The sequence below is a fragment of the Pseudoxanthomonas suwonensis genome (assembly GCF_010093235.1).
Classification (GTDB): Bacteria; Pseudomonadota; Gammaproteobacteria; order Xanthomonadales; family Xanthomonadaceae; genus Pseudoxanthomonas; species Pseudoxanthomonas suwonensis.
The window spans coordinates 1-15091 of the sequence record NZ_PDWP01000018.1; the positions used below are offsets into that span (position 1 = coordinate 1).

A 15091-nucleotide genomic window follows, 5' to 3' on the forward strand; every position below is an offset into this window, starting at 1 on the left:
GGGGCTGGGAGATGTGTAGAAGAGACAGGGCGTGGCTAGCATGCGGGGCGGGTGGCCGCCGCGGGCACGCTGCCGGATCGGGCCGGACACGGCGGCCACCGCTCCAGGCTTCACCCAGCCCGGGGGGGCTTCCGGCATACCGGCCGCGTGCCCGTCCCGGTTAAGCTTCATCCATGGAAGCACCGTTGCGATCGATCCATGTCGTGGCCGGCGTCATCACCGACGTCCGTGGCCGCATCCTGCTCACCCAGCGCGGCAAGGACAGCGACCTGGCGGGGCTGTGGGAATTCCCCGGGGGCAAGCGCGAGCCGGGTGAGAGCTCGCAGGCGGCGCTGGCGCGCGAGCTCGAGGAGGAACTGGGGATCGAGGTGGAGATCGGCGAACGGCTGATCGAGGTGCCGCAGCAGTACCCGAGCAAGCGGCTGCGGCTGGAGGTGTTCCGGGTCGCGCGCTGGAAGGGCTCGCCACGCGGGCGCGAAGGGCAGGCCATGACCTGGGTCGAGCCCGAACGCCTGTCGCGCTATTCGATGCCTTCGGCCGACGTGCCGGTGGTCGGGGTGCTGCGGCAGCCCGGGCTGTACCTGGTCACGCCTGCACCGGGCGACGACCTCGCCGGCTGGCTCGTGGCCCTGGAAGCCGCGCTGGATGCCGGCGTGGGCCGCGTGCAGCTGCGTGCGCCAGGACTGGGGGCCGGCCCCTGGCGGGAACTGGCCCAGGCCGCCCTGGTCCGTTGCCGGGCGGCCGGCGCCGAACTGCTGCTCAACCGCGACATCGACCTGGCCCGGGAACTGGGCGTCGGCGTGCACCTGGGCAGCGAACAGCTGGCGGGACTCGCGGCGCGCCCGTTGCCACCTGGGCAGGCGGTGGGGGCGTCGTGCCATACCCTGGCCGAACTGCAGGCGGCGCAGGCGCTGGGCTGCGACTTCGCGGTGCTGGGGCCGGTCCGGGCCACGGCCACCCATCCCGGTACCGAACCCATCGGCTGGGAGGGGTTTGCCGAGCTGCGCCAGCACGTGGGCCTGCCGATCTACGCGATCGGCGGCCTGGGTCCTGACGACGTGGAGGCGGCACGGCTGCAGGGCGCGCAGGGCGTCGCGGCCATCCGCGCCCTGTGGGAGTCGGTGGCCGCCTGAGGGCGCCGCGGGCGGCGGTGCGGGCGTCAGCCCCTGGCGGCTGCCAGCGCCAGGTAGTGGGCGTGCAGCTGCGCCACCATGGCATCCAGGTGCGAAGGCTCGCCGTCGTTGACCACGACATCGTCGGCGATCGCCAACCTTGCCTCGCGCGGGGCCTGCGTGGAGATCATGCGCCCGGCCAGGTCCCCGTCCACGCCGTCGCGGCGCATCAGGCGGGCGTGCTGGGTGGACTCCGGCGCATCCACCACCAGGATCCGGTCCAGCCACGGGTAGCCTTCGCGTCCACCGGCCTCGGCCAGCAGCGGCACGGCCGCGATCGCGTAGGGACCCGGTGCCGCGCGGCAGCGTTCCTCCAGCGCGGCGCGGATGGCCGGATGGGTGATCGATTCCAGCGCCTGGCGCGCCAGCGGGTCCGCGAATATGAGCTCGCGCAGCCGGCGCCGGTCCAGCCTTCCATCGTCCTGCAGAACGCCGGGACCGAACTCGCGCACGATCGCGGCCAGCGCTGGCTGCCCGGGCTCGACCACCTCGCGCGCGACCACGTCGGCGTCGGCCACGAGCACGCCCAGCGCCTCGAAGCGCCGCGTCAGCTCGCTCTTGCCGGAAGCCACGCCTCCAGTGAGGCCGATGATGAACCTGCTCATTCGGTCAGCCAGATGGTGCAGCCTGCGATGGCCGGGGAGCCGGGCCGCCGTCCGCAGCGCGGCCGTCGGCCCCGGCGGGGTCAGCCGAGGCCAGCGTAGCGCGCGTAGGCGCCCAGCAGCGACTCGCCCCAGAAGAAGAAGATCCAGCCGGCGATGGCCAGGTAGGGGCCGAACGGGATCGGCGTGGCGCGGTCGCGGCCCTTGTAGGCAAGCCAGACCGACCCGACCACCGCACCGACCACGGTGGACAGCAGGATGATCGGCAGGATGCCCTTGAGTCCGCACCAGGCGCCCAGCGCGGCCAGCAGCTTGAAGTCGCCGTGGCCCATGCCTTCCTTGCCGGTGAGCTGCTTGAACAGCCAGCACACGCTCCACAGCGAGACGTAGCCGACCACCGCGCCGAGCAGGGCGGGCTTGGCGGGCATGTACAGGTTGTCGAGGCTGGCGATCAGGCCCAGCCACATCAGCGGCAGGGTCAGCTGGTCGGGCAGCAGGCGGGTGCGCAGGTCGATGCCCGACAGCGCGATCAGGTACCAGGTCAGCAGCATCGCGCCGAAGCCCTGCCAGCCGAAGCCGAAGCGCCAGGCGCACAGCACGGTCAGCAGGCCGGTCAGCAGCTCGACCAGCGGGTACTGGATGGAAATGCGCTGGCCGCTGTAGCGCGAGCGGCCGCGCAGCATGAGCCAGCTCAGGACCGGGATGTTCTCCCACCACTTGAGCCGGTCGCCGGTGACCGGATCGTGCGAGGGTTCAACGACCACTCCGGGCGGCGGCGGATCGTAGATCTCGGGCTGGCCGAGGATCTCGCGCGCGTCGCGCTTCCACTCCCACTCCAGCCTGCGCGGCAGGCGCAGGATGACCACGTTGAGGAAGCTGCCAACCGCCAGCCCCACGCTGGCAACGAGCGGATAACCCAGCAGGGGCTGTTGGTCGAGGAACGCCATTGGATGCCTTGGTCAGATGGTGGCGGCGAGCTTGAAGATGGGCAGGTACATGCCGATGACCATGCCGCCGACCAGGACGCCGAGCACGACCATGATCATGGGCTCGATGAGGCTGGCCAGCGCATCGACGGCGTTGTTGACCTCCTGCTCATAGTACTCCGCGACCTTGAACAGCATCGCGTCCAGTGCGCCGGCCTCCTCGCCGATGGCCGCCATCTGGATCACCATGTGCGGGAACAGCCCGGTCTGGCGCATGGCCAGGTTGACCGGGTAGCCGACGGCGACGTCGTCGCGGATGCGGAAGATCGCCTTCTCGTACACCGAGTTGCCGGTGGCGCCGGCCACCGACTCCAGCGCCTCCACCAGCGGCACGCCGGCCTTGAAGGTGACGGCCGTGGTGCGCGCGAAGCGGGCGATGGCGCTGTTGTTCATGATGTCGCCCAGCACCGGCACCTTCAGGATCACCCGGTCCAGGAAGTGCTGTAGGGCGGGCGAGCGCTTGTAGGCGAAGATGAACCCGCCGAGCGCGCCACCAACGACAAGCAGCACGGCCCACCAGTACGCGACCATGAACCGCGACATGTTCACGATCATCTGGGTGAAGGCCGGCAGGTCCGCGCCGAAGCCCTTGAAGGTCTCCTCGAACTGCGGGACCACGAAGATCAGCAGGATCGCGCTGACGATCAGCGCCACCGCGATGGTCATCGCCGGATAGAACAGGGCCTTCTTGATCTTGCCCTTGAGCGCCTCGATGTTTTCCTTGTAGTTGGCGATCGTCTCCAGCACGGTCTCCAGCACGCCCGCGCCTTCGCCGGCCCGCACCAGGTTGCGGTAGAGCTCGTCGAAATGCAGCGGATGCTTGCTGATCGCCTCGTAGAGCGAGGAGCCGCCCTCGATGTCGGCGCGGATCGAGCCGACCATCGTCTTCATGCGCGGGTTCTTGTGGCCGCCGGCGATGATCTCCAGCGCCGAGACGATCGGCACGCCGGACTTCATCATGGTCGCCATCTGGCGGCTGAAGAACGCGATGTCCTTCGGCGTGATGGCACTGCCGGCCTGGCCGAAGAGCGGCTTGGACTTGGGCTTGACCACGCTGGGGGTGATGCCCTGGCGGCGCAGCTCCGCGCGCAGCATGTTGGCGTTCCTGGCCGCCTGTTCCCCCTTCATCTTCACGCCGCGCTTGTCGGTGCCTTCCCAGACGAAGGGCACCAGCTGGCTCGTGGCCCGGTCGACGGGCACGGTCGGCTTCCGGGCGGCAGTACGCGATACGGACATGATTCGAATCCCCCCCGCCGGCATCCCCATGCCGGCACGAACCCGCATGGTAGCGGTTAATCGGGCGACAGGCACGCGTCCCGGGAGCGTGGCGCCAAGGCCGGGGGGAGACAGGATCGGGAAGTGCCCAGGGTGCGATGGTCCGGGCAGTAGGTGACGCAGAGCGTCACTTCCTGCCCTTCATGTCCGCCTGCGCAACCTGTGGAGCGGATCACGGCAGTCAGGCCGCCATGGGCTAGGAGTTTGGCGCTGCGCATTGCTATGATGCGGCCGCGGGTCGGCGTGCGGGGAACTTGGCACGCAACCTGCGTGGGGACAGGTACGTGATCTTGAGTCACGGGCCCGCACCAATGGGCAAGGGGTACTCCGGTGCCCACCAACAACCGTCTTAGGGGAAATAGATATGAAGAAGCAGCAGGGCTTTACCCTGATCGAACTGATGATCGTCGTCGCGATCATCGCCATCCTGGCCGCCATCGCGCTGCCGGCCTACGCCGACTACACCAAGCGCACCAAGGTGTCCGAGGCCATCCTGGCGGCTTCGTCCTGCCGTACCACCATCACCGAGATCGTGCAGTCGACCGTTGGCTCGACCCTGCCGGACGCCGATGAGTGGGGCTGCGAGACCTCCGAGGCTCCGACCAAGTACGTCGAGTCGATCGAGACCGGCAACGACGGCAAGATTTCCGTCACCCTGGCCAACATCGACGCCGACAACATCGACGGCAACGTCATCACCCTTGTCCCGATGAAGGATGACGAGGACGCTCTGACCAACACCGACGCCGGTGTGCAGATCTACGGCTGGCGCTGCGGTTCGAGCGACGACGGCACCACCGTGCCGGCGAAGTTCCTGCCGGGCTCCTGCCGCGGCCAGTAATTCGCTTAGCGAAGCTGCATGAAAGAGCCCCGCGCAAGCGGGGCTTTTTCTTGCCGGAGACCTTGCATGCTGCTGACGATCACGGGACTCCTGCTGCTGGCCCTCTGCGGGCTGGTGGCCGCACGGAGCCGGCTGCAACTGGCGGCGATCGCCGTCGTCCTGGGTGCGGGATGCCTGCTCTCCCTGGCCTACGGAATCTCGGACCATTTCACCGGCGAAGGCATCACCTACGCCGTGCTGGCCCACTTCAACTACGGCGTCCACCGCGGCGAGCTGGGGGTGCTGCGCTTTCCGGCGCTCCTGGCGCTCGTCCTCTGCGTGGCCGCCGCCTACCTGCTGTGGCTGTGGGCTGCTGCTTCCCGCGTCCGGCGTGGCAACCGGCGCCCGGTTCCGGCCCGCATCGGCTGGTGCCTCGTCCTTGCCGGGCTCGTCCTGCTTCCGCTGCATCCGGCGGTGGCCGACCTGCACGCGCTGCAGCGGCAGCTGGCCGTGAGCGACGACGTGCTGACCGGACAGTTGCGCTGGAGCGTCGATCCCGCGGCGGCCAGACCGCCGCGCTCGATCGTCTACCTCTACCTGGAAAGCTACGAGCGCAGCTTCCTCGATGAATCCCTGTTCCCCGGGGTCGCGCCGCGCCTCCGGGCGCTGGAGGGCGAGGGCCTGTCCATCCACGGCATCGCCACCGCTCCCCTCATGAACTGGACCATTGCCGGCATGGTCGCCAGCCAGTGCGGCATGGTCATGGCCGAGTTGCCAGGCGGCGACACCAGCGGCGGTTATCGACCCGGCGTGCACTGCCTGGGCGATGTGATGCGCGACACCGGTTATCGGCTCAGCTATGTCGGCGGGGCGGACCTGGGTTTCTCCGGCAAGGGGCGCTACTACCGTGCCCATGGTTTCCATACGGTCATCGGGCTCGATGAGCTGGATGCGGAGATCGGCGGCTTCCCGCGTTCGGAATGGGGGGCGTACGACGACATCGTGTTCGCGCGTGCGCGCCAGGAGTTCGACAGGCTGCGTAGCGGGGAGGACCCGTTCGCCCTGTTCGTGCTCACCACCGCGACCCATCCGCACGACGGTTACCCGAGCCCGGGGTGCGACACCGGCGGCTTCGAGAATCCGATGCTGGCTTCGGCCCACTGCAGCGATGGCCAGGCGGTGGAATTCGTACGCTGGCTCCAGAAGCACGCGCCGGACGACCTGCTGATCGTCGTGGCTTCGGACCACCTGCAGGTGGCCGGCAAGGCGTCCCAGTTGCTGAAGCGCAAGGCCAAGCGCGACAACCTGTTCCTGGTCCTGGGGCGGGACATCGAGCCGCAGGTCATCGAACGGACCGCGACGACCCTGGACGTGGCGCCCACGGTGGCCTCGCTGGTGGGGCTGGGCATCACCGAAATGGGACTTGGGCGCAGCCTGCTGCTGCCGGCTCCGACGCTTGCCGAGCAGTACGGCCTGGCCCGGTTCAATTCGATGATCCCGGGCTGGCGTACCGGGCTCGATCCGCAAGCCGGGATGGCAAGTCGTTGATCAGGCTGGGATCGGGAGGCGCCAAGGCGCCCCCGGTGCCAGCGATACTGGCCACGCCGGGGTTCGCCGTGGCTGCCGGGTTGCCCATTCAGCTGCAGCGTGCGCTATCTTTCTCCCCGCATTAGGGGAAAACACCATGAGCGCCTCAGCCACCGCCAATCTTGTCGGTATCACCGGCATTGCCCGTCGTCTGGTCCTGGATGGCGCCCTTGACGAGGCCGCCGCCCGTACGGCCATGGCCCATGCGGCGGAAGCGAAGGTGCCGCTGGCGCGCTTCATCGCCGAGAAGAAGCTGGTGGGCGCGTCCCAGCTGGCCGCCGCCAACTCGCTGGAGTTCGGCATCCCGCTGCTGGACGTATCGGCCTTCGACCCGTCCCAGAACGCGATGAAGCTGGTCAGCGAGGAGCTGGTGCAGAAGCACCACGTGCTCCCGCTGTTCAAGCGCGGCGGCAAGCTGTTCGTCGGCGTCAGCAACCCGACCCAGAGCGGAGCCCTGGCGGAGATCCAGTTCCACACCAACCTGGTGGTCGAGCCGATCCTGGTCGACGAGGACCAGATCCGGCGCACCCTGGAGCAGTGGCAGAACACGAGTCCGCAGCTGGACGGTGCGCTGGGCGAGGACGAGGAGGGCCTGGAGAACCTCGACATCGGCGGCGGCGAGGACGACGGCAACACCGAATCGGGCGTCGACGCCAAGGGCGACGACACCCCGGTGGTGAAGTTCGTCAACAAGGTGCTGGTGGACGCGATCCGCCGCGGCGCCTCGGACATCCACTTCGAGCCCTACGAGACGGATTACCGGGTGCGCCTGCGCATCGACGGCCTGCTCAAGACCGTGGCCCGTGCGCCGGTCAAGCTCAACCAGCGCATCGCCGCGCGCCTGAAGGTCATGTCGCAGCTGGACATCGCCGAAAAGCGCGTGCCGCAGGACGGACGCATCAAGCTCAACCTGTCCAAGTCCAAGCAGATCGACTTCCGCGTCAGCACCCTGCCGACCCTGTTCGGCGAGAAGGTGGTGCTGCGTATCCTCGACGGCAGCGCGGCCAAGCTGGGCATCGACAAGCTCGGCTACGAGCCGGAACAGCAGAAGCTGTTCCTGGAGGCGATCCACAAGCCCTACGGCATGGTGCTGGTGACCGGTCCCACAGGCTCGGGCAAGACCGTTTCGCTGTACACCGCGCTGGGCATCCTCAACGACGAGACGCGCAACATCTCCACCGCCGAGGACCCGGTCGAAATCCGCCTGCCGGGCGTCAACCAGGTCCAGCAGAACAACAAGCGCGGCATGACCTTCGCCGCGGCCCTGCGCAGCTTCCTGCGACAGGACCCGGACGTGATCATGGTCGGCGAGATCCGCGACCTGGAAACGGCCGAGATCGCGATCAAGGCCGCGCAGACCGGCCACATGGTGCTGTCGACCCTGCACACCAACGACGCGCCGCAGACCATCGCCCGACTGATGAACATGGGCATCGCGCCCTACAACATCACCTCGTCGGTGACCCTGGTGATCGCCCAGCGCCTGGCCCGTCGCCTGTGCCCGAAGTGCAAGCGGCCGGTGGAGCTGCCGCGCAACGCGCTGCTGGCGGAAGGCTTCACCGAGGCCGAGATCGATGCCGGCTTCACCGTGTACGAGCCGGTCGGTTGCGACGAGTGCACCGAAGGCTACAAGGGTCGTACCGGCATCTACCAGGTGATGCCGATGAGCGAGGAGATCCAGGCGATCGTGCTGGCCGGCGGCAATGCGATGCAGATCGCCGAGGTCGCCGAGAAGGCCGGCATCGCCGACCTGCGCAAGTCGGCGCTGAAGAAGGTCCGCGAAGGCATCACCAGCCTGGCCGAGATCAACCGCGTCACCAAGGACTGAGGTCCCGGCGCGCGACGCGCGCCTTCGTCGCCCGGCGGCTGCGTTGCGCGGCCGCCAGTCGCCACTGGCCACCAGGAACTACGAGGCGTGCTGCCACCAGGCCGCCTCCTGGCCGTGCATTCGGCTGCCACCGGATGCGGCCTCCTTCCTGCCATTTCCCATGTAGGAAGCGGGCAGGGGGCATTCGGCACATTCCTACGGGTTGCAGCGGATTTTCCCGCTGTTTCCGGACCCGCAGCCGCGCCACTGTAGGCACATGGACATGCCTGCAGCCAAATCCGCTCCGTACGCCGATACCCCTTCGCGCGATGTCGATCCGACGGCAGATCGGGCCGGGGACGCCATTTTCGAGGTCGGGGTGGTCACGCGCGGCCGCTACGCCTGCTTCGCCGACTTCCATGTGGCCTGGACGGCCGTGCGCGCCTTCCGCGATCCGGCGGCGCTGGGCGACAGCCGCCTGCTGGCCTGGGTCCTGCTGCCGGACCGTGTCTGCTGGCTTATCCAGTCCGGCGAGCGGATGCCCGTGGAGAAGGCGGTCAGCCGGATGAAGTCCTGCAGCGCCGTACAGGTCAACAGGACGCTGTTCCGCGCGGGGCCGTTGTGGGAGGCGGGATTCAGGGCGCGCCCGCTGTCCATCGACGAGGATCCGCGGGCGGTGGCGCGCCGCATGCTGGTGGCGCCGGTCCAGGCGGGCCTGGCCGTGCAACTGGCCGAGTATCCGTTCTGGGACTGCATCTGGATCTGAGCCGTCGCGGCGCCGCCTGCACGGGTTGAGGGGGGGGGCGGTAGAGGGCAGGCTGCCGGCGGGGCGCCGGCAGCCTGCCCCTTCCGGCCATGGGCGTCCGGCCGGCAGGAGGACTGGGCGCTGCACGTGCGAGGGGCGCAGGATCCCGCGGCAGGGCGGGTCCGGAGGCGTCCGCGGCTCTGGCCCCCGGCCAGGAGACGGGCCGGGGCGGCCATCCCGGCGGCCGCAGGGCATGCCCCGGGCCGCGGGGCTGGCCCACGGGCGCGGGAGGCGTCATGCTTGCCGGCTTGGACGCTGCCGACCCTGCCGATGTTCAGCATTCCGATACGCGTGTACTGGGAAGATACCGATGCCGGTGGCGTGGTTTACCACGCGCGCTACGTAGCCTTCCTGGAGCGCGCCCGCAGCGACGCACTGCGGGCGATGGGCCATGGCCAGCGCGACCTGCAGGCGGCCGGGGTGGTCTTCGCGGTCCACTCGATGCGCATGGACTTCCTGCGCCCCGCCCGGCTGGACGACCTGCTCGAGGTGACCGCGGAGGTCTCCCGCATGGGTCGCGCCAGCGTGGTCTTCTCCCAGCGGATCCTGCGCGGCGAAGAGGTGCTGCTGGAGGCCGAGGTGAAAGTGGCATCCCTGCGGGCGGTCGATTTCCGGCCGTGCCCCATGGATCCGGTGCTGTACGAGGAACTACGGACGCTGCAGCCCGGTCACAGGCCGTGACCGGGACGACCGCGACGGGAGTGAATCCCCGCCGCACCACGCACCAAGACAATGCATTGAGGAACGAAGGATGATCGGATCGAGCCTGGCCCTGCTGGCCACCGTGGTCGAGGCGCTGCCCCCGGACGCGGCCGCGGCGGCCACCGAGGCGGCGACCAGCGTCGCCCACGGCGGCATCAACTATCTGGACCTGATGCTGCGCGCGAGCCTGCCGGTCAAGCTGATCGTCCTGCTGCTGCTGGCCGGGTCCCTGATCAGCTGGGTGATCATTTTCCGCAAGCTGGGCACCTTCAAGCGCGCCGACCAGGAAGCGGACGAATTCGAGAACCGGTTCTGGTCCGGCGCGGACCTGGTCAAGCTGTACGCGGCCGCCACCGACCGCAACCGCGTGGTCGGCGGCCTGGAGGCGATCTTCGAGGCCGGCTTCCGCGAGTTCACCCGCCTGCGCGACAAGCGTCGCCACGACGGCAGGGCACAGCTGGAGGGCGCGCAGCGCGCCATGCGCGTGGCCTACTCCCGCGAGGTCGGCCAGCTGGAGCGCAACCTCGAGCTGCTGGCCAACATCGGTTCCACCGCGCCCTACGTGGGCCTGGTGGGCACCGTGTTCGGCATCATGGTGACCATGCACGACATGGTCAGCCAGGGCCAGCAGGTCGGCATCGCCTCGGTGGCGCCGGGCATTTCCGAGGCCCTGTTCGCCACCGCGATCGGCTTGTTCGTCGCCATCCCCGCGGTGTGGGCCTACAACCGCTACACCAGCCGCGTCGACCGCCTGTCGCAGCGCTACGAAAGCTTCGCCGACGAGTTCAGCTCGATCCTGCAGCGCCAGGCCGGCGCGGACGAATGAGCCGCCTGCCGGCCGGGAGCACCCCATGAGCACACTCGCACGCCACAAGCGCCGCAAGCTCAAGTCCGAGATCAACGTCGTTCCCTACATCGACGTGATGCTGGTGCTGCTGATCATCTTCATGGTCACCGCGCCGCTGCTGAGCCTGAGCGTGGACGTGGACCTGCCGAAGTCCAATGCGCGCTCGGTGGATAGCAAGAAGGACCCGGTGATCGTCACCGTCGACGCCGACGGCCGCTACTTCCTCACCCTGGAGGGCGGCAAGGCGCAGCCGATCGACGCCACCGAGCTGAGCGCGCGGCTGGCGGCATTCGTCGCGCAGAACAAGGACCTGCCGGTGTTCGTGGCCGCTCCGGGCGGCGTGGAATACCAGAAGGTGATGGACACCATGGTCCTGGTCCAGGCCGCCGGCGTGCCGCGGGTGAGCCTGATGGGCCAGCCGGGCGAGCGCTGAGGCCGGCGCCCAGGTGAGCATGCACGCCGACGCGTTCTACCCACGACCCGACGACCGCGAGGGCGGGCTGACCGGCCCGCTGCTGGCGGCATTGGCCCTGCACGTGGCGGTGGCGGTGCTGTTCTGGCTGGCCTGGTGGTGGTCGCCGCAGCGCCAGGTCGAGCCGGCCGCCGGCTCGCCGGCGATCGAGGCCTCGCTGGTGATGAGCCCTGCCGACGTTGCTGCCGCCCAGCGCCGCGCCGAGGAGGCGCCAAAACCCGAACCGCTGCCGGAGCCGGTGGTCGAGACCGCGCCCGAGGAAACCGTGCCGCCGCCGCAGCCGCTGCCGGAACCGCGTCCGCAGGATGCCCAGGTCGCCCCGCAGCAGAAGGCCCAGGACTTCATCCCGCAACCGGATACGGTCGACCAGGACGAGGCGCGCCGCGACGCCATCGCCAGGGAAAAGGCCGAGCGCGAGCAGGAAGAACGGCGCCGCCAGCAGCAGATCGACCTGACCGAGCAGCAGCGCCAGAAGGAAGCCGAGAACCAGCGCCGGTTGGCTGCCCAGGCCGAGGAAGCCGAGCGCCAGAAGAAGCTGGCCGAGATCCGCCGCCAGCGCGAGCAGGCCGCACGCGAGGCGGAGCGCGCCGAGCAGCGCCTGCGCCAGTTGCAGCAGGTCCAGCAGCGCCAGTCCGCGCCTGCCCAGGCCAGCCAGGGTTCGCCCGGCCAGGGCGGCACCAGCGAGGACCTGCTCGCCAAGTATTCGGCGGCGATCCAGCAGGCGGTGACCAACCAGTGGATCCGGCCGGAGACCGTGCCGCTGGGCCAGCGCTGCCGCGTGCAGATCCGCCAGCTGCCCGGCGGCGAGGTGATCGACGTGAAGGTGCAGCCGGGCTGCCCCTACGACGAGGCCGGCCAGCGCTCGCTCGAGGCGGCGGTCCTGCGTGCGCAGCCGCTGCCGTACCGGGGCTTCGAATCGGTGTTCCAGCGCACCCTGATCCTCAACTTCGAGGCCCGCGACCGCTGATATCCCACCGCCGCCCGGGCGGGAACTTCCATGAATCCCCGCGGTCTTCCCGGGCCGTCCCGACGGCGACGCGCGTTCCCGGGGCGACCGCCCGGCCGGCCGGGGCGCCCGCTCCGACGGCCGGAGAAGCGTTCACGCGCTTTTCGTTCATGATTGGGAATATGTTCACATCCTCGCTGGTATCCCTACCGATCCTCCGAATGCCCGTGCCCCTGCCCATGAAACCTTCGTTGCGCTGGTTCTTCCTGCTCGCCTGCCTGCTGGTGCCCGGCCTGGCTGTCGCCCAGCAACAGGGCCTGGAGATCGACATCATCGGCGGCAACGCCTCGGCCCTGCCGATCGCGGTGGTGCCGATGCCGTATGAAGGCGGCGGCGCGGCGCCGGAAACGGACGTGGCAAAGGTGGTGCGCGACGACCTCGCGCGCTCCGGCCAGTTCCGCACGCTTCCGGTCGAGCAGATGGTCGAGCGGCCCACGCGCGGCGGCGAGATCCAGTACCCGACCTGGCGCCAACTGCGGCAGGACTACCTGGTGGTCGGCCGCGTGCTGGATGCGGGCGAGGGCGGCTACCGCGTGGAATACGAGCTGTTCGACGTGGCCCGCGGCGAGCGCCTGCTGGGCCTGGCGATGACCGCACGCGCCAGCGCCATGCGCGACGTGGCCCACCAGATCGCCGATGCCATCTACGAGAAGATCCTCGGCGTGCGCGGTGCGTTCTGGACCCGCATCGCATACGTGACCGCCAGCAACAGCGGCAGCGGCATGCGCTACGCGCTGGTGGTGGCCGATTCGGACGGCTGGAACCCGCAGGTGGTGGTGCGCTCGGCCGAGCCGCTGCTGTCCCCGGCCTGGAGCCCCGACGGCCGCAAGCTCGCCTATGTCAGCTTCGAACGCGGTAACTCCTCGATCTACATCCAGGACATCGCGACCGGCGCGCGCGAGCTGGTTTCCAGCTTCCGCGGCATCAACAGCGCGCCGTCGTTCTCGCCTGACGGCCGCAAGCTGGCCCTGTCGCTGTCGCGCAGTGGCAACCCCGAGATCTACGTCATGGACCTGGGCAGCAAGCAGCTGACCCAGCTGACCAACCATTTCGGCATCGATACCGAGCCGACCTGGAGCGCGGATGGCTCGACCATCTACTTCACCTCCGACCGTGGCGGCCGCCCGCAGATCTACCAGGTCCCGTCTACCGGGGGCGCCGCAACCCGCGTCACGTTCCAGGGCAACTACAACGCCACCGCCACCGTCTCCTACGACGGCAAGAAGATCGCGATGGCCCAGGGTTCCGGCAACACCTACCGGATCGCGATGATGGACACCAGCCTCGGCTCGCCGCGCTGGAGCGCCATCTCCACCGGTTCCCTGGACGAGTCTCCCAGTTTCGCCCCCAACGCCAGCATGCTGATCTACGCCGCGCGCGAGGGTGGCCGGGGGGTGCTGTACGCAGTTTCGGCCGATGCCCGGGTGCGCCAGCGCCTGGTCCTGGCCGACGGCGACGTACGCGAACCGGCGTGGTCGCCGTACCGCAGCGCGCGTTAATAATCAGTTGTAAGATTCGCCCGTTGCACGCTTATCTCAACCACCACCTGTGCATCACAAGGAAATGATCATGAACAGTTCCACCCGCGTTCTGCTGGTTTCCATGCTGTCGGTCGCCGTCCTGGCCGGCTGCTCGAAGAAGGTCAAGGAGGAGCCGGCTCCGGAGCCGACCCCGACCCCGGCCCCGACCGCCCCGGTTGCCGATGACGGCCGCTATGGTCCGGAAGACCTGGACACCGACGCCTGCCTGCGCCAGCGCGTCGTGTACTTCGACTTCGACCAGGATGCCCTGAAGCCGGAGTTCCAGGCCATCGTCGCCTGCCACGCCAAGTACCTGGTCGATCGTCCGTCGGCCCGCATCACCCTGCAGGGCAACGCCGACGAGCGCGGCAGCCGCGCCTACAACCAGGCCCTGGGCGAGCGCCGTGGCAACGCCGTCAACTCCGCCCTGCAGGCTGCCGGCGGTTCGGCCAGCCAGCTGGAAGTCGTGAGCTACGGCGAAGAGCGTCCGGTCTGCACCGAGTCGACCGAGGCCTGCTGGGCGCAGAACCGTCGCGTGGAAATCGTCTACACCGCGCGCTAAGTAGATGCTGCACCTTCGTGCCATCGGCATGATGCTGGTCGTGGCGGCCCTCGTGGCCGCCACGCCCGCGCATGCGCAGAAGATGAGCCTGGCCGACCGGGTTGCCCGGCTCGAGGTCCAGGCAAACAACACCCAGGCCAACCAGGACCTGCTGAACCAGCTGGCGCTGCTGCGCAGCGAGGTGCAGGAACTGCGTTCGGCGCTGGAGCAGCTGCAGCACGAGCACCAGCAGCTGCAGCAGCGCAACCGCGACCAGTACCTCGACCTCGACGGCCGCCTCAACCGGCTGGAAGGCGGGGAGCTTCCCGCGCCCCCGGCCGCCACCGGCGCCGCCGCGCTTGCTCCGCCCGCGCCGAAGGCCCCGGCCGCACCGGCCGACGCACAGCCCAGGGTCCATGGCGATCCGGGTTCGCTCGCACTGGGCGCCGACGAACGCGCTGCCTACGAGGCGGCCTTCAATACCCTCAAGGCCGGCGAGTACGACCGCTCGGCCGAGGCCTTCCAGGCCTTCCTTGATGCCTACCCGGCCGGCGACTATGCGCCCAACGCGCTGTACTGGCTGGGCGAGAGCTACTACGCCACCGGCAACTACGCGCTTGCAGGCCAGCAGTTCCGCGGCCTGATCGAGCGCTATCCCACCCACGACAAGGCGCCGGGCGCGCTGCTGAAGCTGGGCCTGGCCCAGTTCGGCGAGGGCGAGGTGCGCCAGGCGCAGGCGACCCTGGCCCAGGTCGAGTCGCAGTATCCGGGCACCGACGCGGCGCGCATCGCCGCCGACCGCCTGCGTTCCATCCAGCTCAGCCAGCTGCGCTGAGCTGGCGCGCCACCCGGCAGGGTGGCCGCCTTTTTCCGGGATTTTCCCGCCCGCGCCGCCGCGTGGCTGGCAGATTGCCGGCGGTAGGTCGCGGCCCCGCCCGGTCCGGCGGCC

Annotated in this window: 15 protein-coding genes; 12 read left to right on the forward strand and 3 right to left on the reverse strand. The window is 69.3% G+C overall.

Annotated elements, in window-relative coordinates; all coding sequences use genetic code 11:
* Positions 1–173: 173 nt before the first annotated feature.
* Positions 174–1133 carry a Nudix family hydrolase gene (locus tag CSC68_RS09995; protein ID WP_162203418.1) on the forward strand — a complete coding sequence of 320 codons (960 nt, stop codon included), beginning with the start codon at positions 174–176 and terminating at the stop codon, positions 1131–1133.
* 26 nt (positions 1134–1159) lie between these two features.
* Here CSC68_RS09995 and coaE read toward each other — a convergent pair whose 3' ends face one another.
* The 3 genes from coaE to CSC68_RS10010 all read right to left on the reverse strand — a co-directional run bounded on the left by coaE (position 1160) and on the right by CSC68_RS10010 (position 3996).
* Positions 1160–1777 (reverse strand): dephospho-CoA kinase, encoded by a 618-nt coding sequence (coaE, locus tag CSC68_RS10000; protein WP_162203419.1) that lies wholly within the window; start codon positions 1775–1777, stop codon positions 1160–1162.
* An 80-nt stretch (positions 1778–1857) separates the two neighbouring features.
* Positions 1858–2721 (reverse strand): prepilin peptidase, encoded by an 864-nt coding sequence (locus tag CSC68_RS10005; protein WP_162203420.1) that lies wholly within the window; start codon positions 2719–2721, stop codon positions 1858–1860.
* 12 nt (positions 2722–2733) lie between these two features.
* Complete coding sequence (locus CSC68_RS10010; RefSeq protein WP_162203421.1) at positions 2734–3996, reverse strand: type II secretion system F family protein; 1263 nt, start codon at positions 3994–3996, stop codon at positions 2734–2736.
* Positions 3997–4399: 403 nt separating this feature from the next.
* On the opposite strand from CSC68_RS10010, the gene CSC68_RS10015 reads away from it, so the two are divergent.
* From CSC68_RS10015 to ybgF, 11 genes are all read left to right on the forward strand, one after another.
* Entirely contained in the window at positions 4400–4876 is a 477-nt protein-coding gene (locus CSC68_RS10015; protein ID WP_162203422.1) for a pilin, read from the forward strand.
* A gap of 66 nt (positions 4877–4942) precedes the next feature.
* A complete protein-coding gene (locus CSC68_RS10020; protein ID WP_162203423.1) occupies positions 4943–6403 on the forward strand; it encodes a sulfatase-like hydrolase/transferase in 1461 nt (486 codons plus the stop codon).
* Between the two features lie 136 nt (positions 6404–6539).
* Positions 6540–8270: a type IV-A pilus assembly ATPase PilB gene (gene pilB, locus CSC68_RS10025; protein WP_162203424.1), complete on the forward strand. Its 1731-nt coding sequence runs from the start codon at positions 6540–6542 to the stop codon at positions 8268–8270.
* Between the two features lie 262 nt (positions 8271–8532).
* Positions 8533–9015, forward strand: coding sequence for a transposase (locus tag CSC68_RS10030; RefSeq protein WP_162203425.1), 483 nt, complete (start codon positions 8533–8535; stop codon positions 9013–9015).
* A 309-nt stretch (positions 9016–9324) separates the two neighbouring features.
* Complete coding sequence (gene ybgC / locus CSC68_RS10035; RefSeq protein WP_162203426.1) at positions 9325–9735, forward strand: tol-pal system-associated acyl-CoA thioesterase; 411 nt, start codon at positions 9325–9327, stop codon at positions 9733–9735.
* A gap of 70 nt (positions 9736–9805) precedes the next feature.
* On the forward strand, positions 9806–10582 hold the full coding sequence (gene tolQ, locus CSC68_RS10040; RefSeq protein WP_162203427.1) for a protein TolQ: 777 nt from the start codon (positions 9806–9808) through the stop codon (positions 10580–10582).
* Between the two features lie 25 nt (positions 10583–10607).
* Entirely contained in the window at positions 10608–11036 is a 429-nt protein-coding gene (gene tolR / locus CSC68_RS10045) for a protein TolR (protein ID WP_162203428.1), read from the forward strand.
* A 19-nt stretch (positions 11037–11055) separates the two neighbouring features.
* Entirely contained in the window at positions 11056–12042 is a 987-nt protein-coding gene (gene tolA, locus CSC68_RS10050; RefSeq protein ID WP_162203477.1) for a cell envelope integrity protein TolA, read from the forward strand.
* Positions 12043–12260: 218 nt separating this feature from the next.
* Complete coding sequence (gene tolB / locus CSC68_RS10055) at positions 12261–13580, forward strand: Tol-Pal system beta propeller repeat protein TolB (RefSeq protein ID WP_162203429.1); 1320 nt, start codon at positions 12261–12263, stop codon at positions 13578–13580.
* 70 nt (positions 13581–13650) lie between these two features.
* A complete protein-coding gene (gene pal / locus CSC68_RS10060; protein ID WP_162203430.1) occupies positions 13651–14163 on the forward strand; it encodes a peptidoglycan-associated lipoprotein Pal in 513 nt (170 codons plus the stop codon).
* Between the two features lie 4 nt (positions 14164–14167).
* Complete coding sequence (ybgF, locus tag CSC68_RS10065) at positions 14168–14977, forward strand: tol-pal system protein YbgF (RefSeq protein WP_425501237.1); 810 nt, start codon at positions 14168–14170, stop codon at positions 14975–14977.
* The last annotated feature ends 114 nt before the right edge of the window (positions 14978–15091 follow it).